Below are 21224 nucleotides of genomic sequence, written 5' to 3' on the forward strand. Positions count from 1 at the left end.
ACGGCCCCAGGGCCGGAGAAGGAGAGGGGGAAGCGCCGACATGCCGACCTGCCCGAACGGACACCAGTCGGGTTCCGACGACTGGTGCGAGGTCTGCGGTCACCGCATGGCCGGTGCCGTACCGCCGCCCCCGCCGCCGCCACCGGCCGCTCCCGGCTACGGCTACCCGCCGCCGGGACCCGGCCAGAACCCCGGATACGGCTACCCGCCGCCCGCACCCGGCCGCCCGCACCTGTCGGCCGTGCCGGACCAGCCCGCCGAGGCCCAGCTGTGCCCGCAGTGCCGCACGCCCCGCGAGGCGAACGCGCCGTTCTGCGAGGAATGCCGCTGGAACTTCCTGACGAACACGGCGACCTCGTACACCCCGGCCGCCCCGCACCCGCCCGCGCCGAGCCCGGCGCAGCAGTTCCAGCAGCCCCAGCCGCCCCAGGGCACCCAGCCGGGTCAGGACCCGTTCGGGTACCAGGGCTCGCGGCCCTCGCAGATGAACCGGCCCGCCGAGCCGATCCCGCCGTTCGGCAACGGCGGCAACGGCAACCCGTCCGGTCAGGTGCCCCCGCCGTACAACGGCGAGGCGCCCCCGCCGCCCTACGGCGGCGGTGACCAGCAGGGCCGGCCCCCGCAGGCGTTCCAGCAGCAGGGTCCGCCGGCGCCGCCCGCGTTCCCCCAGGAGACGGGCACTCCGCCGCCTCCGCAGCAGCCCGGTCCCGGCGGTCCTCCCGGCGGCCCGTCCTTCGGTGGCGGTGGCGACGACTGGGTGCTTTCGCCGCCCTCGTCGTCGGCTCCCTCCGGCGCTCCGGGGCCCGGCGCCCCGCAGGCTCCCGAGCAGGGCGAGTGGGGTCAGCCGCAGGGGCAGCAGCCTCAGCAGACGCAGGCGCCGCAGGGCCCTCCGGGCTTCCAGGCGGTGCCAGGGCCCGGCACCGGCACGGTCTCCTGGTCGGCGACGATCGGCCCGGACCGTGAGTACTTCATGGCGATGATGCACCGCAGCGGCCCCGAGGCGTCGGGCCTGAACCTGCCCGCGTACTCGCCCGAGCAGCAGCGCCCGCTGGCCGGCAACCAGATCACCATCGGCCGCCGCAGGCACTCCACCGGTGACACCCCGGACATCGACCTGTCGGTGCCGCCGGAGGACCCGGGCGTGTCGCACCAGCACGCGGTCCTGGTCCAGCAGCCGGACGGCACCTGGGCGGTCGTCGACCAGAACTCCACGAACGGCACCACGGTCAACAACGGCGAGGAGCCCATCCAGCCGTTCGTCCCCGTGCCGCTCCAGGACGGCGACCGGGTGCACGTGGGCGCCTGGACGACGATCACCATCCGGCACAGCTGAGGATCGCCCGACGCGGGTTCAGGCGAGCGGCCAGGCGTACGGCCCTTCGGGGTCGTCCAGCCAGGCCCACTCGTGCGGCCCCCTGACGGTGACCCCGTAGCGCTCGCGCACCGGCCGGTCCTCGCGCTGCCACAGGGCGAGGGCCTCGTAGGGGTCGAGGGTGCCCGCGGTCAGCTCCAGAAGGAAGCGGAAGAGGTCGTTCTGCAGGGCCTTGCGCGGCAGCCCCCCGAGGTGCTGCTCGTGCGGGCCCCTTCTGCTGCCGCCCCGCAGCGGCACGAAGTACGCGGGGGTGTGCAGGAAGCGGCCCTCGGCGTGCTCGGCGTCCCGCACCGTGAGCGCGATCAGACCGAAGGCCAGCGGGGCGAGGATGCGGGCGCCCGGACGGCACTGGGCCAGCCAGGGGCGCGGCACCGAGTTCAGGGTGCAGGTCGCGATGATCCGGTCGTACGGGGCGTGCTCGGGGCACCCCGCGGCGCCGTCCCCGGTGACGACGGCGGGGTGGTAGCCGGCGGCCGTGAGATGCCGCCGCGCCGACTCGGTGATCTCCGGGTCGAGGTCCACGGTGGTGACGTGCGCCTCGCCGACCCGGTGCGAGAGCAGGGCCGCGTTGTAGCCGGTGCCCGCGCCGATCTCCAGTACGTCGCAGTCCCCGTCGCGCAGATCCAGCTCGTCCAGCATCTTCGCCATCAGGGAGGGCTGGCTGCTGGACGAGAGCAGCTCTCCGTCCCGTACGCGGGTGGCGAGCGGGACGTCCGCGTAGGCGCCGTGCAGCCAGCGTGCCCGGCGCGCGGGGTCGGGGTCCTCGCCCCACAGCCGTTCGTGCCCGCCGCCCGACGACGTGACGTAGTAGTACGGCACGAACAGATGGCGCGGGACCTGTTCGAACGCGGCACGCAGCCCGGGGTCCCGCGACAGGGCGCCGCCGGCCTCGATCTCGCGGACCAGGGCGGATCCGGCCTCCGCGGCGTCAAGGGGGTCGACTGTGGGTCCCATATAGCCACTGTGCTGCGGTATGGGCCGCGATGCGAGCGGCAGGACGTACCGATCCGGAGGAGATCGGTCCCGCCGGGGCCCGGTCCGAAAGCCGACGGTCCTAAGTCTTCCGTCCTCGGCCGCACCGTCTGAGACCATGGACGGTGTGATAGAGATCCCGCGCGGCACGCTTCAGGAGCAGACCTTCTACGAACAGGTCGGCGGCGAGGAGACCTTCAGGCGCCTGGTGCACCACTTCTACCAGGGGGTCGCGGAGGACCCGCTGCTGCGACCGATGTACCCCGAGGAGGATCTGGGCCCGGCCGAGGAGCGCCTGGCGCTGTTCCTCATGCAGTACTGGGGCGGCCCACGCACGTACAGCGACAACCGCGGCCACCCCCGGCTGCGGATGCGCCACGCCCCGTTCACCGTCGACAGGGCCGCGCACGACGCGTGGCTGAAGCACATGCGGGCCGCCGTCGAGGAGCTGAAGCTCTCCGAGGAGCACGAGCGGACGCTGTGGAACTACCTGACGTACGCGGCGGCGTCCATGGTCAACACCGAGGGCTGACGGCTCTCCCCGCCGCCTCCGTCCCCCGTCCCGCTCCCCGTCCCGCTCTACCCGTTGCCCTTCCCGAACTGCCTGCGCTCTGAAAGCATCCGTACAGGCCCCGATGTGGTCCCTCTCCAGCTCAAGCGCCCCCCTGTCCCGCATGTCCAGCTGTCCGCCGTGTACTCGGCGGACAGCTGGAGGCGGCACGCGCGGTCCAGCAGCGCGTACTCGCGGGAAGTGACGGACTCCTGGCCCGTGGACGCGGTCATCTCCGGTGCGGCCGGACGAGGAGAGCTGAGCACGCGCGTCGCGCCCCTGAGGCTGCTCAGGCAAGGGTGCGCGGAAGGGCTGCTCAGGCAGGGGCGGGCGCTAAGGGCTGCTCACACAAGGGTGCTCGCGTAAGGGCTGCTCAGGCAGGGGTGACGGTAAGCCCTCCGACGCCCGCACGGCGCACGGCGATGGACCCGTAGTTCGTACGCAGCCGCAGCCACGCCCCTGACGACAGCAGGTCCAGCGAGTCGCCCCGCAGGAACCCGAGAGCCTGCGCGGCATGCGCGGCCCGCACGGGAAGCCCCGTGTCCCCGATGGTCCGGGACCAGATCTCCCGGCCGAGCCCGTCGAGCTCGGCCCGGATCCGCCGCTCCTGCGGCAACTCCTCGACCCGCGCCTTGAACTCGGCGACGGCGGCCGCCACGAGACCCCGCACCGAGTCCACCGGCGGAAGCCCCGTCTCCGGCTGCCAGCCGCCGCGCGGCGGAAGGACGCCGGCCCACGGCGGCCCGGTGACGGCCTGCGGTACGAAGGCAAGCCCGGCGGCCTCGGCGGACTCCGCCGACTCCCCCACGGATTCGAGGAGTTCACCGGCGGAGACGGTGACGTCGAGCGAGGAGTCGAGACCGTACTCGTACGGCTTCGCGAGCCGGGCCGTACGGATGGCGAGCACTTCGAACGACGGCGGCCGGCCGAAGACGGCGAGCGTGTCGCCCGCCGCCTGCAGCCGGACCGCGGCAGCCTTGTCGTAGTGGACAAGGCGCGCCAGGAAGGCGGCGAGATCTCCCGCCTCCCCGGCGTCGGCGAAGTGCAGCTGCGCCGTCATGCGACGAGCGCCTCCGAGCTTCCGGCGACATCGCCGTCGTCGTCCATGTAGGTCAGGAGCATCGCCTTCTCGTCGGCGGTGATCCGCCGCGGGCGCTGCGCCTCCAGGTTGAACGGGACGACGACCGTCGTGGCCCGCACGTACACCTGCTCGGGGTCCTTGACCTCGTACGAGATGGTGAGCGAGGCAGCGCTTATCTTCGTCACCCACGACTCGATGGTCACCGGCGCGTGCCGGTGGACCAACGGCCGTACGTAGTCGATCTCATGGCGGGCCACGACGGACCCGCCCGAGAACGACGGGCTGCCGTCCCCCGGTGCGAGCCGGAACATGAAGTCGATCCGCGCCTCTTCCAAGTACCGCAGGAAGACGACGTTGTTGACGTGCCCGAAGGCATCCATGTCCGACCACCGGAGGGGGCAGCTGTAGATATGCCGACTCATGTCAGTCTCAGTTCCGGTCTCAGCCTCGGGTGAGCTTCTTGTAGGTGGCACGGTGCGGACGGGCCGCATCGGCACCAAGGCGCTCGATCTTGTTCTTCTCGTACGACTCGAAGTTGCCCTCGAACCAGTACCAGTTGGACTCGCCCTCGTAGGCCAGGATGTGCGTGGCCACTCGGTCCAGGAACCACCGGTCGTGGGAGATCACGACGGCGGCACCCGGGAACTCCAGGAGCGCGTTCTCGAGCGAGGAGAGGGTCTCGACGTCGAGGTCGTTGGTGGGCTCGTCGAGGAGGAGCAGGTTGCCGCCCTCCTTGAGGGTCAGCGCCAGGTTGAGGCGGTTGCGCTCACCACCGGAGAGCACGCCGGCGGGCTTCTGCTGGTCCGGGCCCTTGAAGCCGAAGGCGGAGACGTACGCCCGCGAGGGCATTTCCACCTGCCCGACGTTGATGTAGTCGAGCTCGTCGCTCACGACGGCCCACAGCGTCTTCTTCGGGTCGATGTTGGCGCGACCCTGGTCGACGTAGCTGACCTTGACCGTGTCGCCGACCTTGATGCTGCCGGAGTCCGGCTGCTCAAGGCCCTGGATCATCTTGAACAGCGTGGTCTTGCCCGCGCCGTTCGGGCCGATGATGCCGACGATGCCGTTGCGGGGCAGCGAGAAGCTCAGGTCATCGACGAGCACCTTGTCGCCGAAGGCCTTCGACAGATTCTCGACCTCGACGACGATGGAACCGAGCCGCGGGCCCGGCGGAATCTGGATCTCCTCGAAGTCCAGCTTCCGCATCTTGTCCGCCTCGGCGGCCATTTCCTCGTAACGGGCGAGGCGCGCCTTGGACTTGGCCTGACGCCCCTTGGCGTTGGACCGCACCCACTCAAGCTCTTCCTTGAGCCGCTTGGCACGCTTCTCGTCCTTGCGGCCCTCGACCTTGAGGCGGGTCTGCTTCTTCTCCAGGTAGGTGGAGTAGTTGCCCTCATAGGCGATGGCGCGACCGCGGTCGAGCTCGAGGATCCACTGGGCGACGTTGTCCAGGAAGTACCGGTCGTGGGTGACGGCGATGACGCAACCCGCGTACTGCGCGAGGTGCTGCTCCAGCCAGTTCACCGACTCGGCGTCGAGGTGGTTGGTGGGCTCGTCGAGGAGGAGCAGGTCGGGCGCCTCGATGAGGAGCTTGCAGAGCGCGACGCGGCGCTTCTCGCCACCGGAGAGGGTGGTGACGGGCCAGTCGCCGGGCGGGCAGCCGAGGGCGTCCATGGCCTGCTCGAGCTGGGCGTCGAGGTCCCACGCGTTGGCGTGGTCCAGGTCCTCCTGGAGTTTGCCCATCTCGTCCATTAGCGCGTCGGAGTAGTCCGTCGCCATGAGCTCGGCGACCTCGTTGAAGCGCTTGAGCTTGCCCATGGTCTCGGCGGCGCCGTCCTGGACGTTCTCGAGGACGGTCTTCGACTCGTCGAGCTTCGGCTCCTGCATGAGGATGCCGACGCTGAACCCGGGCGTGAGGAACGCGTCGCCGTTCGACGGCTGCTCGAGACCGGCCATGATCTTCAGCACCGTGGACTTACCGGCGCCGTTGGGGCCCACGACACCGATCTTGGCGCCAGGCAGGAAGCTCAGGGTGACGTCATCAAGAATCACCTTGTCGCCGTGCGCCTTGCGCGTCTTGCGCATGGTGTAGATGTACTCAGCCAAGAGAAACCGTCCGGCAATCAGTGAGTGGGCAGATACACCCCATCTTGCCTGACGGCTACCTACCGGGGGAAACCAGTATGGTCGGGGGCCCGTGACCTGGACGTTCCCCACCCACGACGGTGATTACCCCGTCACTACCTGTCGACATCGGTCGTCGTCGAGCCACCTCGGACGGCCCAGAGACGGCCCGGCACACGATCAGCGCTGATCCTTCCACTCATCCAACTTGATCTTCACTTGGCCGTTCCGGCTTTCGAGCCAGACGACCTCACCGGCCACGGCGGCCCCCAGCGCGGGAAGCTCCCACCCCGGCGGCATGAACGGAATCTCGGCCAGCCCCAGGGCGCCGGGCACACCCTCGATACGGATGAAGACGCCGAACGGCTGGCGCCCGATGACTCGCCCAGTGACAGGGGTCCCAACAGGCAGCGCCTCGACGGTCATCGACCAGCTTTGCCGGATTTCCTCGGGGGACGGCGCTTCGGGTTCCTCTGGCCACTTGTACTCGGTCACGAGGCGATCATGGCAGTGCGACGAATGGGACGTACAGACGGAAGCGCTCAGCTTGCGGATCTCGGCCGCCTTGCGAGTAGCTCCCGCAGTCGCGCATGCACCCGCCTGATGACCTATCCCCCGCACCTCAGGGGAACCGGCACGCGAACCCCACTATCGACTGATCGGAACTTCGTAGACGATCTCGCAGAGAGCGACAGGCACCACGATGTCCGCCGTCTCCACGGGCTGCCCCTCGTCGCTGTAATAGGTCCGGCGAATGTGAGTGACCAGCGCCGCCTTCTGTATACCCAGGAGTGATGCCTCCTCGGCGGTCGCCTGCCGCGGCTCCGGCTGCTCCACGGCGTGGCTGACGGTGATGCCGATCTCGGCCATCCGGTTCACTACACCCGCGCCAGCGTGCGGGCCTCCCTCTGGAAGGACGACGAGAGTGCCGCCGGTGAGCTCGTACGGCTCCCAACTGGTCGACAGCTGAACCGGCTTACCGTCAGCGAGGAACTCGTAGGCGGTACGAACGCACAGATCGCCCTCGGCGATCCCGAGCCGCCCGGCGACCTCGGCCGGCGCTGGAACCTTGGCATCGGTCCGGCTCTCCCAGTCCCCCTGCCTCCCCTCGGCCTTCATGTCCGAGCGAAACGGAGAGACCTGCGGCTGCTCGCGCGCGGCCGAACGAACAATCCGCACACGCTGCCGGGGCTCGGCGACATAGGTGCCAGAACCGGCACGCCCCTCCAGCACTCCCTGAGAGATCAGCAGTTCCTGGGCCCGGCGCACCACGTTCTCGCCCACGCCGCACTCCTGTGCGATCTGGGCGCGGGAAGGGAGCCGATCACCGGGCGTCCACACGTGCTCCGAGATGCGCCGCCTCAGTTCGTCGGCGATCCGGAGATAAGGAGGCTGCTCAGGCATATGGAAAATCTAGTCCACTAGCTCTAATCTAGTTAACTAGCTTAACTCAAAGTGATCGCCGGTGACGGAGGCTGCCCCTGTGCCTGCTCCAAAAGCGAGCGCGGAGGCCATCGCATCCCGGTTATCGGCCCTCGGGCTCACCACGCGCACGGAGGAGCACGACCGAGATACGTCGATCGAAGCGGAGGTGCCGGAATCGCTCTCCGCCGAGTCATGGCGGGAGGCCTTGGAAGCGGTGGCGATGGCCGACCGATTCGGACTACTCGCCACCAGCTTGAACAGCCGCACCCTCTGGGCGGTCGTACGCAAAGCGGTCCCGACGCCGGGCGATGTCGGCGGACCGAGCGATCAGCGATAGGAGCTGAACAACGTGTCCATCCGTACCGAGCGCGCCCCTTTAAGGGTCTACAAGAAGCGCCCACGACAGCACTCGACAGACGAACGTCGCCCCGTGCTTGCGGCCAGCTGGTACGCCCGGACAGGAGCCTGCTGATGCCACCCACCCCACGGCGCCCCATCACGCACACCCAGGCCGTCCCCTACCGGTCGAGCGCGTGCCGAATCGGTACTCACCACGCGTGCGCGGAGTCCTCCCCCGCCACAGCACCAATCGACGTTCCCGTGGTCTACGAGGCGTGCGCTTGCCCCTGCCACGCGACGGCCAACCAGCCAGCACCCGTGGAGGCACCGCGGTGAAGGGATCGGCGCCAGGCGGCGCGCAGGTCTACACGGTCGTGATCAGCGCGGCCAGCGTGCAGTGCGGTGACGTCATCCAGATCGGCGGCCAACCATCCCGGGTGACAGACCTCATTCAGCTGCCCCAGGGCTGCAAACAACTCGTATTCGACTCGGGCGACCTGCTGACTATCAACCCGCAGAGCCGCCTCGTCGCACTTCGGACGACGAGAGAGAGGTGACCCGGTCGATGCTCTCTCGCCGTCACTGCATCGCGAACGACCTCCGCGACCAGATCACGACTGGTCGGCTCAAGCCCGGCGAACGCCTCCCCTCCGAGGCTCAACTAGCCGCCCAATACGAAGTCAGTACAGCAACGTTGCGGAGTGCTCTCGCAGTGCTGCAAGCAGAGGGCCTAGTCGACAAGATCCACGGCAAGGGAAATTTCGTTCACCGCTCCCTGCGAAAGATCACCTACGTCGGCGGCTACGGCACGCAACCTCCGCAGCTCGAGGCTGACGAAGCGCTGCGCATCACGGTCCGCTCTAACAAGATCCGGGCACGCGGCCATCTGACAGCTCTCTTGCGCGTGTCGACAGGGAGCCCTCTCACGGAGTATCTCTGCCTGAGCTACGAGGCGAAGTCGCCCAACAGCCTGGCTCGCATTTACGTCCCCCGCGACCTGGCGCCGGCCACCACGCCCAACGAGCCGCTCGTGCACGAGGGAGCAGCGGCGAGATTCTTTCCACTCCCAGCATCGGCCGAGGTCCGGGAGACAGTCAGCGCTCGCCTCCCAACGCGAGACGAAGCCTCCACCCTTCGAATCAGTTCCGCCTTGGCGGTTCTCGCGATCACGCGCGTGACGGCCGACATCACCGGGCGCGTGGTCGAGGCCGCGCTCCTGGTTCTCCCAGGGGACCGCGCCGACGCCATCTTCATGACCAGCCACGCAATCGACGAAGGACGGACGGAAAAGTGACCTCCCGAGACGAGTTGCGACTGCTCCCCTGGTCAGGGCCAGACGGCAAGCCCTGCTACCTCAGCACTAATGACAGCGGGGGCCACATGTCCCGTCTGGCCGACAACATCGAGGCGGTACACCTCGGGATGGCAGCGGAGCTGTTGGAGCAGTCACAGGAAGTATTGGACGGCGAGGACGTCGAGCCAGATCGACTGCGCCTCCTGGTGACGGACCTACAGGGAGCCCTCCGGAATGCGCTCCGCGTGGCAATCAGCCGCAGCACCTCGCAGCGGTGAGTGTCCTACTCCCACGAGTCCAGAGTCCGCCTCCGTCGCCCAACACCCGCCATCACGGCAATCAGGCTCCTAGATCGGCATCTCTGCCCTGAGAGCCAAGTGCTTGGAAGGCGCCTGCGTAATTCAATGGAGGCACGTCATGCCGGGGCAGGATTCTCGGCGACTTCGACACGCATTCGACAGACTTGGGAACGATCTGACGAGATTGGCCGCGGCCAGTGACCTCATCACCCGTCCCGCAGCCTCATGAGCGGACTGACGTCCTTCGCGTGGGAAGAGAGGGCGATGATGTCCGCTTCTAAGGGGTAAACGGGGCGCAAGCCAATGAGGTAGTAGCCCTTGGTGCCCGGTGCCTTCATGCGGAATGCAGAAACATGCTGGATGGCATTGTCATTTACGATCACGGTGCCTTGAAGGGTGTCCAGAATTGCCTTTGCGGCATTGTCCGCGTCGATGGTCCTTCGGTCCAGCGCCTGCACAGCAACTACTGTGGCACAGATCAACACACCACCCCAAGTGCGGGGGTCTGCACGCCGGTCTGAAGTTTGCTTCATCTCTCCGACGATTCGTGCATGGATCTCCTTCCGGCGGGTGGGGTTCTGCTTGGTGAAGGGTGCCACGGAGATGGGAAAGTAGCTAGGACGGGCACCCGGACCAGCCAGGGGGAGAAGATCGCAGACCCTGCAGGCGGCTTGCTGTAGAAAGCTCGCTTTGCTCGCCGTGTTGGCGTGCACATTTGCCTTCAGGGCAAAGCTGCGGAGGTACACCGATGGGAGGTTAGCCTGCACCATCCATGACCGGACACGGGCCGCGTCTTCGGGCGTGAGCGGTTTCGGCAGATGTTCGCCCGTCGCTGCCTCATATGCGGCTAGCAGGCCGGCCACGCGCGTCTTGGGGTCGTCGCTGCTTGTCAGCTCAGCGAGAGTGCGTTCGTCCACACCTAGACCGTAAACCTCCGGCTGGGCATGGACGCGCGGTTCGAACCTGCACACACTGCTCGGAAGGGGCTTCGTCTTGCAGTCTTCTCGCTGGTCAGGGCGCCCGAAGAGAACCCGCAAAAAGACTCTCGTCCACAAATGGTCCACGGATTTGGAGTCAACGTCGGAGCATGTCGGGCTGTCTGCAGCGACTCCTGTCCGACGTTTTAGGCGTGGCTTGGCGCCTCAACCACCAATTCACTTTTCTTACGACTCTTACGCTTGGAAGTCATCCATCGAAAGTTGCCATGCCCGATAATGCCCGTCACTTCAGGCAAAATCAACTCGTTGCCAAAGATTGCATACTCTGCGCCAATTCGCTGTATCTGCGCAGTATGGAAAATATCGAATTGAACGCACCGAAGCCCCTTGTAGAGGTCTTCCGTAACACGCCTATCCGCGTCATACGTAAGCAGCCAGCGCAGCTTGGTTTCTTTAAGAAGTGACGCTAGCTGCTTATGGTCATCTTGATCCAGAGAGTCCAGGTACAGCCTGTCTCCTTGAACCAGATACGGTGGATCAACGTACAAAAGTACGTCATCCCTAGCAGGCTCAAGCTGTCGAATGAAGTCTCGCGCATCAAGCTCCGAAAGGGTAACCCTAGGCGCATATTCGCCGAGCTTGCGGATTCGCTCAACAAGACCTTCGCGATTGAAGCGCGCGTCGATCTTCCATTTACCATCCTGCTCAAGTCCACCAATCGGACGCGCCCTCAAAATGCCTGACCTATTACAGCGATTCAAGAAAAATGTAGCAAATCCTAGCTCCAAGTCACCCTTACCCTCAGGGTTCCTGTATGTCTCAGAATGGCACTGCCATGCGTCAATACTCACCTCCTCCGTCAGAACTTTCCGCGCGAGCTCGTCGGTATGCCAAAAAATGCAACGCCAAAGAGCCGCAATCCCAGGGTCAAGATCATTAATGTAAATAGATTCGACTTCTTCATCAAGAAGAAGACGTAGCGCTGCGCCCGCACCCCCTGCAAATGCTTCTGCATACGATCGAGGATGCGGGCGCTGTCGCGCCAAAATATGGGAGATATATGGTGCGAGACGCGCTTTCCCGCCAGGGTAACGTAGCGGGCTGATATACCTCATCGCTTCTTCTTCTCGATCAACTCATCAGCCTTCAGGAGCAGGGGTGAGTAGGCAAGGCTCAATTTCCGCACCTCTATGGAGAGGGGGTGGCTTTGCCACGAATGGACGAATGAATGCAGAGTCTTCAAGACAAGCGCGCCATCCTCCTGCTGCGAGAACCGCCAGGCATCGCTCAAGCTTGGATCACTCTTCCCAGAGTCCACCTGGTGTAGGACCGCTCCGATCCTACCCTTGAGCGTATCCTGGTTCCGAGCCCAACCTAGCTGTGCTGCCACGTCAGTTACAACGATGTCCACAACAGCACGCACCATGATGGCTGCAATGTTGGGCATGTCATCGATGCCGATCCGCTTGGCCTCCTCCAGTACCTCTGACGACCTGAGACTCACATGGCCGAGCGAAACACTCTGGAATAGCCGCTTCTCGAAGTCAGGCCGCTTCCTTCTCGGGTTCGCACCATTGGGCTTTACTTTGTCTTCAGGGCTTTTCCCAGAGGCTACTTCTTCACCACCGGAGTATTTCGAATACACCTCCGGCTCGTCGAGCCGATCAGCCAGTTTGGGCAGGAGCCCTTCTACCTGCTCAAGATACTTCTCCCGCTGTCTCTTAGACTTGATCTGATCCACAGAGACCGGGCCGGCGAGGTCGGCGAATAGCCTATTCAGGACATCCTGAATCTTTTCTTTCGGAAAGGCGGAGAGAACTACATCTCCGTCGAAAGAAATTCCCAGCCTATGCCTGACCGCGGGGTCGGCAATCATCCTTCCCAGGTTGGTGATTCTCGCCTCCCTGACTTTTTGAATATTAGCCAGTAGGGTCGAGTCACCGGGGAGCCAATCACTTAATGCATCAGTGAAGAGTCGCGCCCTCTCCGTAGGAGTGGTTCTCCCGCCGAAACGGCTCGATTCTGTAGTGTTCCACTTCACCACGCCGACCCCGCCGTTTTCGCCTGTATGTCGGAGTCTAATCCAATGCTCTGCTTCCAGCCGACTTTCGGCTACGACGCAGTTTATCCTCCGAGGCACGATGCCCTTTTGGGCAACAGTGGAGAACTGCTTCCGGATCTTTTCGGTTGGCGCGAGCTTTGGGTCGTGCAGTAGTTTCAATGCTGCGACCCTCCTGTTCCCCTCCAGAACTACGTTCCGGTCGCCGTCCGATAGCACAACGGCAAGCTCAGTGGGATTGACGCCATGCTGGATTATGTCTCGTGCCAGCCGGAGAAGCTTTTCGGGGCCTTTCTCCAGGAGTGCGGCGATCGACTCGGCGTCGCTAGCGGTTTGCTTTGCATGCCGCGGATTATTGGCGTCAAGGGTCAGAGACGCCACGTGCATGGTTGTGTGTTTCATGCCGCTCATAATCCCGCCCCGCCCGTTGCTCGCGCATCACATTTTTTGAGTGGCTGATCATACTTCCCGAACCTGCTCGATTGCTAGACCTACCAAATTCGGCCACTGGCTAAAAACGCCAGGTCGGCGTAGCGGCTTTGGGCTGGAGCTGCTTTGGGGCGAGTGATCATGGCCCCGTAAGCTTCCGGCGAGTCGGGCAGTCTGTGGACCTGCCCGTTAAAGCACGACGTTGGGGCCATGATCTTAGAGGCTCGCCCCAAAGTGGCTGCCTAAAGCCGTGGAGCCGACCGCCCCAGCCACAGAGGGTGTCTCCCACTTCATGCCCGCAGCTCGCGAGCGCGCCGCCTGGCGCGGCCAGCCGGGGCGGAGACAGGAGGCAGGCCGCGCCGTCGAGGCGGCGCGCGCCCGCGCTGTGCGCGGGCCTTGATGAAGTAGGGAAAGTTCTATCGCGTCGGCGTCAGGCGCTTGCCGTCGTGGCTTCGTACGTGAGGGCCTGCCCCGTCGAGGGCGTCCAGGAGCCGGATCGCGTAGACCTCGGACATCCACTCGGTGACCTCTTCCGGCGTCAGCCAGTCGACCGCCGTTGACTCGCTGGACGTGCGCTCTGTGCCGCCGACCGGCTTGCATCGGAAGACCAGCGCCACAACGCCCCGGGTCGTGTTCTTGTAGACCCCGGTGAGCTCGTCCACCTCGATGTGGATGCCCGTCTCTTCCAGGACTTCGCGCCGTACGCCCTCTTCGGGGGTCTCGTCGAGTTCGAGCACACCGCCAGGGAGTTCCCAAGTGCCGTTGTCCGCGCGGCGGATGGCCAGGAGTCGGCCGTCCTCGCGTACCACTACTCCGGCTACGGACACGGAGTGCAGTGGCGTTGACTGGCCTTCCTGGGCGCTGTTACTCATGTACAGGAGCATAGGAGGAAGAGAAGGACTATGGGAACTGCGGTAGGAGAGGGGAAGGCCGGACCTCGGTATGTGCAGATCGCTGACGACATCGTTCAGCAGATCCGGGCGGGAGTCCTGAAGCCTGGTGACATGGTGCCGAGTGAGTCGGAGCTCGTGGAGCGCTACGGCGTGGCCGGCGGGACGATTCGTAAGGCCATGGTCGAGGTGCGGGCCAGTGGGCTCGTCGAGACCCGGCACGGCAAGGGCTCGATGGTGAAGGATCGGCCGCCGGTACGGCATCGGTCCTCTGATCGCTTCCGGCGTTCGCTTCGGCAGGGTGGGAAGGCCGCGTATCTGGCGGAGTCCGCGCAGTCCGGTGCCACGGCAAAGGTCAGCGTCCTGTACATCGGGCCCATGGAGGCCCCCGCGGATGCCGCCGAGCCGTTGGGCGTCGAGGCCGGCGCCCAGGTCCTTGCCCGGCGACGCCTCTACTTCCGCAACGGCACTCCCGTCGAGACCGCGTCCTCGTATCTGCCGTGGGACGTCGTGAAGGACATCCCCGAGCTGTTCGCCGAGAACCCCGGCGGCGGTGGCATCTACGCCCGCCTCGAAGACCACGGGCACGAGTTCGCCGAGTTCGTCGAGACCCTGCAAGCGCGTCCGGCCTCCAAGGCCGAGGCAACCGAGCTCGCGCTCAGTCCCGGAGCTCCGGTAGTTCATCTGGTCCGTGAGGCTCGGACGACCGAAGGCCGTGTGGTCGAGGTCTGCGACACCCTCATGGCCGCTGACCAGTTCGTTTTCGAGTATCGGATCCCTGCCGCCGACTGACACGCCCTCAACTTCTCGCAGCCCGCCGTGACTTCTCTGTCGCGGCGGGTTGACTCATGTATAGGAGTGATGCACTCTTCTTCATGTCACTCCTATACATGAGTGACGGAGTCCAGCATCTATAGAGGAGTGATCCGTAGTGCGTCAGATCCCCGTCGACACCTCCGCCGCCACCGTGATGGTCGCCAAGGCCCCGCAGCCCAAGGTCAAGGACCGTCGTACCGGTGAGCTCGCCCAAGACGTAGAGACCGGAGCCCAGTTGATGACCGTGGACGTGATGTTCGCGGCCAACGACGCAGTGGAGATCCTGTCCGTCACCGTCCCTCAGCCCGGCATCTCCGACGAGCTCGCCATGGGCACCCCGGTCGCACTCACCGGCCTGATCGCCCGCCCGTGGGAGAACGAGTTCAACGGGCAGAAGCGGCACGGCATCGCCTTCCGCGCCGTCGCCGTCACCTCGCTCACCGGTGGCGCCTCGAAGCCCAAGGCGGCCTGATCATGACCGCCTTCACGGTCACGCTGCTTCTGCTGGTCGTCGCCTCCGCAGTGATCCTGCGGTGGCGGCGCCCCGCCTGGTACTGGGTGAGTTTCGGCGTCACGTTCGCCGCGTTACGGGTCCTGGTTCGGTACGCCTCGGTCATGGAGGCCTGCGGGCTCACCGTTCCGCCTTCGCGCTGGCGTCTCTCGCTCGCCCGGATGACCAACCGCCCGCTGCCCGAGTCGCGAGCTCCGCGCATCCTGCGGCTGCGGCCCACTCGCACCGGCCTGGTCCTACGCCTCAAGCTCCGCCCGGGGCAGGACGCGTTCGACGTCTCGGCCGCCACCGACCGGCTGCGCCACTCCTTCGGGATGTACGGCATCACCTCACGCGAACTGCGCTCCAGTGTCGTCGAGTTGCGCATGACCGGCTACGACGTGCTCCAGCGAGTGAAGATGCCCGCCAAGACCGACAGCCGCCCGATGCGCATTCCTGTCGCCCTGCGCGAAGACGGGGCCGTGCACTACCGCGACTACCGGTCCGTTCCGCACGGGCTCACGCTCGGCGCCACCGAGTCGGGCAAGTCCGTCTATCAGCGCAACCTCGTTGCCGGGCTCGCCGCGCAGGATGTCGCCCTGGTCGGTATCGACTGCAAGCAGGGCGTCGAGCTCTTCCCGCTGGCCCGGCGCTTCTCCGCCCTCGCCGACAACCCGGACACCGCCCTCGAACTCCTCGATGCCCTCGTCTCCCACATGGAGACCGTCTACCGGCTCATACGTGCCAAGCAGCGCATCAGCGTCGACGTACCCGATGCGGAGATCGCCGCCGACATCTGGGACCTGCCCGAGGATCTGCGGCCCGTGCCCGTCGTCGTCCTGGTCGACGAAGTCGCCGAACTCGCCCTCTACGCAAGCAAGGACGAAGAGAAGCGGCGGGATCGGATCATCACCGACCTGGTCCGCCTCGCCCAGCTCGGCCGCGCCGCCGGGATCTACCTGGAGATCTGCGGTCAGCGCTTCGGCTCCGAGCTCGGCAAGGGCATCACGATGCTCCGCGCCCAGCTCACCGGCCGTACCGCCCACCGCGTCAACGACGAATCCAGCGCCAACATGGCCTTCGGCGACATCGCCCCGGACGCCGTTCTCGCCGCCATCCAGATCCCCACCGAGACACCCGGCATCGCCGTCACCGGCGACTCGTCCGGCGGCTGGGCCCGCATCCGCGCCCCGCACACCTCGCTGCGCGAAGCCGTGAACATCTGCAACCGGCACGCCGACCGCACCCCGGACCTGCCCGAGCTCGCGCCCTTCCGGCCCGACGTCGCCCCGTTGCCCTCGGCCCACGCACCGCTCTCCAAGGCCGCCCCCGCTACGGCCTGACCACTCCCGCTCCACGGTCGGCGCGACCGCACCCGCGCCACGTCCCTACCCCGCCCATGCCCAAATCCGGAGGTGAACCAGTGGACGCTTACGAGGACTTCAATCGCACGGTCCAGCTACTCGGCGCCCTGGCCCTGTACGCCGATCTGCCCGACGCCGACGAGGAGTTCGTTGCCGTTACGGGCGCGGCCGTCGCTGCCTCGCTGCCCCGTCGTGTCCTCCCGTCGCTGCCGCCCGACTACAACCTGACCGACGGGCCGGACTACCCGACCGAGGGCTCGTAATGGCCCGGCCCGCGATCCGCGTGGACGCCGTCCTCGTCCAGGCCTTCATCGCTGGCGCCCTCTCCTTTGCCCACCTGCACGACCTCGCCGCCGCTGCCGGGCAAGACGGCTGGAAGGCGTGGGCCTATCCGATCAGCGTCGACCTGCTCTTGGTCGCGGCCTGGCGGCGGTTGCGGAGTGACGGTCCGTCCCGGCTCGCCTGGTGCTGGTTCCTGATCGCCCTGGTGGCCTCTCTCGGCGCCAACGTCGCCACCGCTGGGTTCCTCGACCTGCAGCATCCGCCGGGCTGGCTCCGGTTTGGTGTCGCCGGTTGGCCTGCTCTCGCCTTCCTCGGCGGAACGCTGCTTGCCCACACCGCCCACGCGCCGGAGACCTCGGCAGAGCCGGACCGGCCGGCCCCTGCTGCTCCCGAATCCGCACCCGAGCCCACGCCCGTTACGGAGCCGGAAGCCCCTCAAGTCCCCGCGGCTGAGGAAACCCCCGCGCTCCCCACCGCCGAAGCAGCGCCCCCGGTCCCAGCCGCCCTGGTCGACCACGCCCGCAAGGTCGCTGACGACCACCAGGCCCGCACCGGCTCCCGCATCGACACCGACACCCTTCGGGCCCGCCTCGGTGTCCCGCCCCAGCTCGCCGACGCCATCGCCGCCCAACTCGCCTGATCCGAAACCTGACCCGAGAGGAGAACCACCCATGCCCGCCCGCGATCACTTCCACTCCGTGATGCAGATCGGCCCCGTCCAGATCGGCACCCACCGCGACCGCCACGGCCAGACCAAACACGCCGCCGTGTGCACCGCCGACCGCTGCGGCTGGTCCTCCGACTACTCCAGCCAGTCAGCTGCCCAACTCGCCGCCCGCACCCACCGCTGCAAGGCCCGCTGAGGAGCCCCGCCATGGATGTCCCGCTCTGGCTCGCCCTGATCGTCGTCGGCTACCTCGGCCTCAAGCTCATCCACCCGCCCTGGTGGCTGGTGATCGTCCTCCTGCTCTGCGGCTACCTCCTCGCAGACAGCCTGCTCGCCCCCGCCATCGACTCCACCGTCAAGTAGCCGCCTGCGAAGGGAGAACCACCATGTTCCGCCCCAAGGTCCCGACCAACCCGGCCCCGACCGGCATCGTCACCCCGCTCGCCACTGTCCCGGCCGCCGCCGTCCAGCAGCCCCAGGCACCGGCACCCGTCGCCTCGACTGCTCCCGCCCGGCCCAACGTCCAGCTCACGCCGGGCAGCGTCGTCGCCCTCGTCGGCAGCGGCACCGCCGTCGTCCTGGTCGTCGGCGCCGTCCTGGTCTCCATGCTCCTCGCGGTCGCCATCACCGGCGCCTCGCTCGCCGTCTGCGCGCTGGTCGTCCGCTCCCTCATCGCCGCCGAGCACAAGCGGCGCTGACCGGCCCCCGGGCGGCCTCAACCGCCAAGTCTCCGCCGCCTGGGAGCCGTGTCCCTCTCCGAACCAGAGATCCGGAAGGAAGCTCCATCATGACCGAGCGCACCCGCCTGCCGTCCCGCATCTGCCCGTCTTGCGACGGCTTCGCCTCCGTCGCCGTTACCCTCGGCGGCCGCGACCGGAACGGCCACCTGCGCATCATCACCGCTCACTGCCTGGACTGCCACGGCATCGCCACCGTCCGCCGCTCGCTCACGCGGGAGGGCGCCCGTGTCTGACACGCTGCTGGACCCCATCACCCTCGGCGACCTGCTGAGGGTGGCCTCGGCCTCCGACTTCGACCGCTGGCAGGACCAGATCCGCCGCACCGGCGGCTGCTCCGACCCGATCCACCTCACCGGCTGGTCCCTCACCAAGGACAAGACGACTGGTGAGACCCTCCACCACTACTCCACCCAAGGCGAGCCCGGCGGACGCCTCCGTCTCGCCTGCGGCAACCGCCGTGCCTCCCGCTGCCCCTCCTGCGCCTGGACGTACGCCGGAGACACCTACCACCTGATCCGCGCGGGCCTGGCGGGAGACGACCGCCGAGACGTCCCCTCCACGGTCCGCGAGCACCCGCGCGTCTTCACCACGCTCACCGCCCCGTCCTTCGGCCCGGTCCACAACCGACCCGACCGCGGTGCCTGCCGCTGCGGCACCCTCCACCCCACCGACGACCCGGCACTCGGTACCGCCCTCGACCCGGCCACGTACGACTACGCTGCCGCCGTCCTCTTCAACAACCACGCGGGCGACCTGTGGATGAGATTCACGACCCGCCTACGCCGAGAGATCGCCGCCCGCGCTGGACTTACCCAACGCGAACTGAAGGAGTCCGCCCGCCTCTCGTACGGCAAGGTCGCCGAGTTCCAGAAGCGCGGAGCCCTGCACTTCCACGCGGTCATCCGCCTCGACGGCCCGGACGGCTGCGACACTCCGCCCCCGCCCTGGGCGAGCGGCGACCTCCTCGCCGACGCCATCCACGCCGCAGCCACGCACTCGTACACCTCGGTCTCGGTCCCGGCCGCCGATGACCAGCCCACCCGTACGTTCCGCTGGGGCACTCAGCTCGACGTGCGCCCGGTCAAAGCCTTCGGCGACGGCTCCGACATCACCGAACAGGCCGTCGCCTCGTACGTCGCCAAGTACGCGACCAAGGCCGCCGAGAACACCGGCACTCTCGATCGCCGGATCAGCGAACTCGCCGACCTCGACCGCCACCAGGTCCCCGCCCACGCTCGCCGCTTGATCGAAGCCTGCAAGCTGCTCGATCCGCTCTACCCGGACCGCCGCCTCTGGGCGTGGGCACACATGCTCGGCTTCCGGGGCCACTTCTCCTCCAAGTCCCGCCGTTACTCGACCACCCTCGGCGAACTCCGCCAGGCACGCGCCGACTTCCGCGCCGCACAGGAACGCGACGCCCTCGGCCTGGACGACCGCGAGCCGGACACCGTGCTCGTCCTCTCCGACTGGCAGTACGCGGGCCACGGTCACACGCCCGGAGAATCCGCCCTCGCCACGACGATCGCCCGAGATCTCCAGCTCAACCGCGAGATCGCCCGCGAAGAACTCAAAGCAGCCTCCGGCGAGAGGGAGTGGTGACGATGGAATCTCGGCTCCCCGCCCGCTATCTGACGCCTGACGACCTGGTGGAGCTGTTCGACCTGCCCAGTGTCGAGACCGTGTACCAGTGGCGCCGTAAGCACACCGGCCCCCGCGGGTTCCGTGTCGGCCGGCACCTCCGATTCGATCCGAACGACGTCCGTACCTGGGTCGCCTCCCTACAAGAGGGGGCTGCCGCCTGATGCCCGGACACATCCAAGATCGCTGGTACAAGGTCGAGACCGCTCCGGACGGCAAGTCAGTCAGGGTCAAGACCGACCGTTACGGCACCGGCCTGCGCTATCGCGCCCGCTACGTCGGGCCGGACGGCTCCGAGCAGTCCAAGAGCTTCCCGGACCGCCAGAAGAGCCTCGCCGAGAAGTGGCTCACGCGGGTCAAGGCGGACATGGACGCGGGCCAGTTCATCGACCCGAAAGCCGGGCAGATCACGTTCCGGGAGTACGCCGCGAAGTGGCTGGACGGGTTGACGACAGACCTGGGCAGTCAGGAAGTCGTGGACAGGCGCATTCGGCTGCACGCGGTTCCCTACCTGGGGTCGCGCCCCATGGGTTCGTTCAAGCCCGAGCACATGCGCACCTGGTTGAACATGCTCAGCCTGGCGCTGCCGAACGCGACGTACCGACGCGCCATCTACGACTCCGTGTCGTCCCTGTTCAACGCTGCGGTTGATGACGGAGTGATCAGGGCGAATCCCTGCCACGCCCAGTCGGTCAAGGCTCCGGAGCCTGAGCCCCGTCTGATCCATCCCTGGCCTGAGGAGCGCGTGTTCGCTGTCCGTGCGGGGCTGCCCGAGCGGTACGCCGCCACTGTGGACGCGGGCGGTGGTTGCGGGCTCCGTCAGGGAGAGGTGTTCGGCCTCGCTGAGGAGAACATTGACCTCGGTACGGGCTGGGTGCACGTCCGGCAGCAGATCAAGCGCGTACGCGGCACGCTGGTCTTCGCTCCGCCCAAGCGGGGCAAGCTCCGGGACGCACCACTCAGTCCGGTAGTTGCGACGGGCTTCCGCGAGCACATGGACCAATTCCCGCCCGTCGAGGTCACCTTGCCGTGGAAGACGCCGGACGGGCCCCTCGTGACGCGGAGTCTCGTCTTCACCAGCGGGGTGGGCAAGGCCATCTGGCGCAGCTACTTCGATGACTACGTCTGGAAGCCCGCCCTGGCCTTCGCGGGCGTCATCCCTCCCAAGCGCCCTGGCGAGAAGCGCTATGCAGCCGCGCCGGACGACGGCATGCACGCCTTGCGTCACTTCTACGCCTCGGTGCTCCTGGACGCCGGTGAGAGCATCAAGGCGTTGAGCGTCTACCTGGGACACTCGGACCCCGGGTTCACGCTGCGGATCTACACGCACTTGATGCCAAGCAGCGAGGCGCGGACGAGGACGGCCGTGTCCGCCGTCTTCCTGCGAAAGCCCGCCCCGGTCGTCGCCCCGGCGGCCTGACGGCCCACAGACGGCCCACGGCCCGCCTCCGGCCC

Annotated in this window: 28 protein-coding genes and 1 pseudogene; 18 read left to right on the forward strand and 11 right to left on the reverse strand. The window is 67.0% G+C overall.

Annotated features, from left to right (window positions below):
- Nucleotides 1-40: 40 nt before the first annotated feature.
- Entirely contained in the window at nucleotides 41-1333 is a 1293-nt protein-coding gene (locus tag ACWFR3_RS08215) for an FHA domain-containing protein (protein ID WP_453733749.1), read from the forward strand.
- Nucleotides 1334-1351: 18 nt separating this feature from the next.
- Here the strand turns inward: ACWFR3_RS08215 and ACWFR3_RS08220 are convergent, their stop codons facing one another.
- Nucleotides 1352-2326, reverse strand: a complete 975-nt coding sequence (locus ACWFR3_RS08220; protein ID WP_453733750.1) for a methyltransferase domain-containing protein — start codon at nucleotides 2324-2326, stop codon at nucleotides 1352-1354.
- Between the two features lie 136 nt (nucleotides 2327-2462).
- Between ACWFR3_RS08220 and ACWFR3_RS08225 the strand changes: the two genes are divergently transcribed.
- On the forward strand, nucleotides 2463-2876 hold the full coding sequence (locus tag ACWFR3_RS08225) for a globin (protein WP_383268040.1): 414 nt from the start codon (nucleotides 2463-2465) through the stop codon (nucleotides 2874-2876).
- Between the two features lie 87 nt (nucleotides 2877-2963).
- Here the strand turns inward: ACWFR3_RS08225 and ACWFR3_RS08230 are convergent.
- The 6 genes and pseudogenes from ACWFR3_RS08230 to ACWFR3_RS08255 form a co-directional block, all read right to left on the reverse strand.
- Nucleotides 2964-3130 (reverse strand): annotated as a pseudogene (locus ACWFR3_RS08230) (ABC transporter ATP-binding protein); the annotation flags it as partial.
- Nucleotides 3131-3267: 137 nt separating this feature from the next.
- On the reverse strand, nucleotides 3268-3954 hold the full coding sequence (locus ACWFR3_RS08235) for a hypothetical protein (RefSeq protein WP_453733751.1): 687 nt from the start codon (nucleotides 3952-3954) through the stop codon (nucleotides 3268-3270).
- Nucleotides 3951-4397, reverse strand: a complete 447-nt coding sequence (locus ACWFR3_RS08240) for an acyl-CoA thioesterase (protein ID WP_453733752.1) — start codon at nucleotides 4395-4397, stop codon at nucleotides 3951-3953. The genes ACWFR3_RS08235 and ACWFR3_RS08240 overlap by 4 nt, the downstream gene beginning before the upstream one ends.
- Nucleotides 4398-4416: 19 nt before the next feature.
- Nucleotides 4417-6081 (reverse strand): energy-dependent translational throttle protein EttA, encoded by a 1665-nt coding sequence (ettA, locus tag ACWFR3_RS08245; protein ID WP_453733753.1) that lies wholly within the window; start codon nucleotides 6079-6081, stop codon nucleotides 4417-4419.
- A gap of 198 nt (nucleotides 6082-6279) precedes the next feature.
- The gene (locus tag ACWFR3_RS08250; RefSeq protein WP_453733754.1) at nucleotides 6280-6594 is read right to left on the reverse strand and encodes a hypothetical protein; all 315 of its coding nucleotides are present in this window, start codon (nucleotides 6592-6594) and stop codon (nucleotides 6280-6282) included.
- 153 nt (nucleotides 6595-6747) lie between these two features.
- Nucleotides 6748-7503, reverse strand: a complete 756-nt coding sequence (locus ACWFR3_RS08255; RefSeq protein WP_453733755.1) for a GntR family transcriptional regulator — start codon at nucleotides 7501-7503, stop codon at nucleotides 6748-6750.
- Between the two features lie 79 nt (nucleotides 7504-7582).
- On the opposite strand from ACWFR3_RS08255, the gene ACWFR3_RS08260 reads away from it, so the two are divergent.
- The 4 genes from ACWFR3_RS08260 (at nucleotide 7583) to ACWFR3_RS08275 (ending at nucleotide 9435) form a co-directional block, all read left to right on the forward strand.
- The gene (locus ACWFR3_RS08260; RefSeq protein WP_453733756.1) at nucleotides 7583-7861 is read left to right on the forward strand and encodes a hypothetical protein; all 279 of its coding nucleotides are present in this window, start codon (nucleotides 7583-7585) and stop codon (nucleotides 7859-7861) included.
- 334 nt (nucleotides 7862-8195) lie between these two features.
- Nucleotides 8196-8420 (forward strand): hypothetical protein, encoded by a 225-nt coding sequence (locus tag ACWFR3_RS08265; protein WP_453733757.1) that lies wholly within the window; start codon nucleotides 8196-8198, stop codon nucleotides 8418-8420.
- A gap of 8 nt (nucleotides 8421-8428) precedes the next feature.
- Nucleotides 8429-9157: a GntR family transcriptional regulator gene (locus tag ACWFR3_RS08270; RefSeq protein ID WP_453733758.1), complete on the forward strand. Its 729-nt coding sequence runs from the start codon at nucleotides 8429-8431 to the stop codon at nucleotides 9155-9157.
- Nucleotides 9154-9435: a hypothetical protein gene (locus tag ACWFR3_RS08275; protein ID WP_453733759.1), complete on the forward strand. Its 282-nt coding sequence runs from the start codon at nucleotides 9154-9156 to the stop codon at nucleotides 9433-9435. Before ACWFR3_RS08270 ends, ACWFR3_RS08275 begins: the two co-directional genes overlap by 4 nt.
- A 227-nt stretch (nucleotides 9436-9662) precedes the next feature.
- Here the strand turns inward: ACWFR3_RS08275 and ACWFR3_RS08280 are convergent, their stop codons facing one another.
- The 4 genes from ACWFR3_RS08280 to ACWFR3_RS08295 form a co-directional block, all read right to left on the reverse strand.
- Nucleotides 9663-10373, reverse strand: a complete 711-nt coding sequence (locus ACWFR3_RS08280; protein ID WP_453733760.1) for a RusA family crossover junction endodeoxyribonuclease — start codon at nucleotides 10371-10373, stop codon at nucleotides 9663-9665.
- A gap of 206 nt (nucleotides 10374-10579) precedes the next feature.
- On the reverse strand, nucleotides 10580-11509 hold the full coding sequence (locus ACWFR3_RS08285) for a DNA adenine methylase (RefSeq protein ID WP_453733761.1): 930 nt from the start codon (nucleotides 11507-11509) through the stop codon (nucleotides 10580-10582).
- Nucleotides 11506-12855, reverse strand: a complete 1350-nt coding sequence (locus ACWFR3_RS08290) for a hypothetical protein (protein ID WP_453733762.1) — start codon at nucleotides 12853-12855, stop codon at nucleotides 11506-11508. The genes ACWFR3_RS08285 and ACWFR3_RS08290 overlap by 4 nt, the downstream gene beginning before the upstream one ends.
- A 443-nt stretch (nucleotides 12856-13298) precedes the next feature.
- The gene (locus tag ACWFR3_RS08295; RefSeq protein ID WP_453733763.1) at nucleotides 13299-13766 is read right to left on the reverse strand and encodes an NUDIX hydrolase; all 468 of its coding nucleotides are present in this window, start codon (nucleotides 13764-13766) and stop codon (nucleotides 13299-13301) included.
- A gap of 18 nt (nucleotides 13767-13784) precedes the next feature.
- Between ACWFR3_RS08295 and ACWFR3_RS08300 the strand changes: the two genes are divergently transcribed.
- The 12 genes from ACWFR3_RS08300 to ACWFR3_RS08355 all read left to right on the forward strand — a co-directional run bounded on the left by ACWFR3_RS08300 (nucleotide 13785) and on the right by ACWFR3_RS08355 (nucleotide 21189).
- A complete protein-coding gene (locus tag ACWFR3_RS08300) occupies nucleotides 13785-14564 on the forward strand; it encodes a GntR family transcriptional regulator (RefSeq protein WP_453733764.1) in 780 nt (259 codons plus the stop codon).
- A 139-nt stretch (nucleotides 14565-14703) separates the two neighbouring features.
- A complete protein-coding gene (locus ACWFR3_RS08305; protein ID WP_453733765.1) occupies nucleotides 14704-15060 on the forward strand; it encodes an SCO3933 family regulatory protein in 357 nt (118 codons plus the stop codon).
- A gap of 2 nt (nucleotides 15061-15062) precedes the next feature.
- Complete coding sequence (locus ACWFR3_RS08310; RefSeq protein WP_453733766.1) at nucleotides 15063-16421, forward strand: FtsK/SpoIIIE domain-containing protein; 1359 nt, start codon at nucleotides 15063-15065, stop codon at nucleotides 16419-16421.
- Nucleotides 16422-16501: 80 nt separating this feature from the next.
- Nucleotides 16502-16705, forward strand: coding sequence for a hypothetical protein (locus ACWFR3_RS08315; protein WP_453733767.1), 204 nt, complete (start codon nucleotides 16502-16504; stop codon nucleotides 16703-16705).
- Nucleotides 16705-17364, forward strand: a complete 660-nt coding sequence (locus ACWFR3_RS08320) for a DUF2637 domain-containing protein (protein WP_453733768.1) — start codon at nucleotides 16705-16707, stop codon at nucleotides 17362-17364. The genes ACWFR3_RS08315 and ACWFR3_RS08320 overlap by 1 nt, the downstream gene beginning before the upstream one ends.
- A gap of 31 nt (nucleotides 17365-17395) precedes the next feature.
- Complete coding sequence (locus ACWFR3_RS08325; protein WP_453733769.1) at nucleotides 17396-17587, forward strand: mobile element transfer protein; 192 nt, start codon at nucleotides 17396-17398, stop codon at nucleotides 17585-17587.
- Nucleotides 17588-17598: 11 nt separating this feature from the next.
- Complete coding sequence (locus ACWFR3_RS08330; protein WP_135332310.1) at nucleotides 17599-17754, forward strand: hypothetical protein; 156 nt, start codon at nucleotides 17599-17601, stop codon at nucleotides 17752-17754.
- 23 nt (nucleotides 17755-17777) lie between these two features.
- Nucleotides 17778-18089 carry a SpdD-like protein gene (locus ACWFR3_RS08335; protein WP_453733770.1) on the forward strand — a complete coding sequence of 104 codons (312 nt, stop codon included), beginning with the start codon at nucleotides 17778-17780 and terminating at the stop codon, nucleotides 18087-18089.
- Between the two features lie 89 nt (nucleotides 18090-18178).
- Nucleotides 18179-18364 carry a hypothetical protein gene (locus ACWFR3_RS08340; protein WP_453733771.1) on the forward strand — a complete coding sequence of 62 codons (186 nt, stop codon included), beginning with the start codon at nucleotides 18179-18181 and terminating at the stop codon, nucleotides 18362-18364.
- A complete protein-coding gene (gene repSA / locus ACWFR3_RS08345) occupies nucleotides 18357-19730 on the forward strand; it encodes a replication initiator protein RepSA (RefSeq protein WP_453733772.1) in 1374 nt (457 codons plus the stop codon). The genes ACWFR3_RS08340 and repSA overlap by 8 nt, the downstream gene beginning before the upstream one ends.
- Before the next feature lie 2 nt (nucleotides 19731-19732).
- Nucleotides 19733-19933 carry a helix-turn-helix transcriptional regulator gene (locus ACWFR3_RS08350; protein WP_453733773.1) on the forward strand — a complete coding sequence of 67 codons (201 nt, stop codon included), beginning with the start codon at nucleotides 19733-19735 and terminating at the stop codon, nucleotides 19931-19933.
- On the forward strand, nucleotides 19933-21189 hold the full coding sequence (locus tag ACWFR3_RS08355; RefSeq protein WP_453733774.1) for a tyrosine-type recombinase/integrase: 1257 nt from the start codon (nucleotides 19933-19935) through the stop codon (nucleotides 21187-21189). Before ACWFR3_RS08350 ends, ACWFR3_RS08355 begins: the two co-directional genes overlap by 1 nt.
- The last annotated feature ends 35 nt before the right edge of the window (nucleotides 21190-21224 follow it).

It is taken from the genome of Streptomyces sp. NPDC055189, assembly GCF_053606765.1.

Bases quoted from the DNA above. Each gene is read 5' to 3' on its own strand.
- ACWFR3_RS08215 (WP_453733749.1), top strand. From the start codon at position 41: ATGCCGACCTGCCCGAACGGACACCAGTCGGGTTCCGACGACTGGTGC.
- ACWFR3_RS08220 (WP_453733750.1), bottom strand. From the start codon at position 2,326: ATGGGACCCACAGTCGACCCCCTTGACGCCGCGGAGGCCGGATCCGCC.
- ACWFR3_RS08225 (WP_383268040.1), top strand. From the start codon at position 2,463: ATGGACGGTGTGATAGAGATCCCGCGCGGCACGCTTCAGGAGCAGACC.
- ACWFR3_RS08235 (WP_453733751.1), bottom strand. From the start codon at position 3,954: ATGACGGCGCAGCTGCACTTCGCCGACGCCGGGGAGGCGGGAGATCTC.
- ACWFR3_RS08240 (WP_453733752.1), bottom strand. From the start codon at position 4,397: ATGAGTCGGCATATCTACAGCTGCCCCCTCCGGTGGTCGGACATGGAT.
- ACWFR3_RS08255 (WP_453733755.1), bottom strand. From the start codon at position 7,503: ATGCCTGAGCAGCCTCCTTATCTCCGGATCGCCGACGAACTGAGGCGG.
- ACWFR3_RS08270 (WP_453733758.1), top strand. From the start codon at position 8,429: ATGCTCTCTCGCCGTCACTGCATCGCGAACGACCTCCGCGACCAGATC.
- ACWFR3_RS08285 (WP_453733761.1), bottom strand. From the start codon at position 11,509: ATGAGGTATATCAGCCCGCTACGTTACCCTGGCGGGAAAGCGCGTCTC.
- ACWFR3_RS08290 (WP_453733762.1), bottom strand. From the start codon at position 12,855: ATGAAACACACAACCATGCACGTGGCGTCTCTGACCCTTGACGCCAAT.
- ACWFR3_RS08295 (WP_453733763.1), bottom strand. From the start codon at position 13,766: ATGCTCCTGTACATGAGTAACAGCGCCCAGGAAGGCCAGTCAACGCCA.
- ACWFR3_RS08300 (WP_453733764.1), top strand. From the start codon at position 13,785: ATGGGAACTGCGGTAGGAGAGGGGAAGGCCGGACCTCGGTATGTGCAG.
- ACWFR3_RS08310 (WP_453733766.1), top strand. From the start codon at position 15,063: ATGACCGCCTTCACGGTCACGCTGCTTCTGCTGGTCGTCGCCTCCGCA.
- ACWFR3_RS08320 (WP_453733768.1), top strand. From the start codon at position 16,705: ATGGCCCGGCCCGCGATCCGCGTGGACGCCGTCCTCGTCCAGGCCTTC.
- ACWFR3_RS08325 (WP_453733769.1), top strand. From the start codon at position 17,396: ATGCCCGCCCGCGATCACTTCCACTCCGTGATGCAGATCGGCCCCGTC.
- ACWFR3_RS08330 (WP_135332310.1), top strand. From the start codon at position 17,599: ATGGATGTCCCGCTCTGGCTCGCCCTGATCGTCGTCGGCTACCTCGGC.
- ACWFR3_RS08335 (WP_453733770.1), top strand. From the start codon at position 17,778: ATGTTCCGCCCCAAGGTCCCGACCAACCCGGCCCCGACCGGCATCGTC.
- ACWFR3_RS08340 (WP_453733771.1), top strand. From the start codon at position 18,179: ATGACCGAGCGCACCCGCCTGCCGTCCCGCATCTGCCCGTCTTGCGAC.
- ACWFR3_RS08350 (WP_453733773.1), top strand. From the start codon at position 19,733: ATGGAATCTCGGCTCCCCGCCCGCTATCTGACGCCTGACGACCTGGTG.
- ACWFR3_RS08355 (WP_453733774.1), top strand. From the start codon at position 19,933: ATGCCCGGACACATCCAAGATCGCTGGTACAAGGTCGAGACCGCTCCG.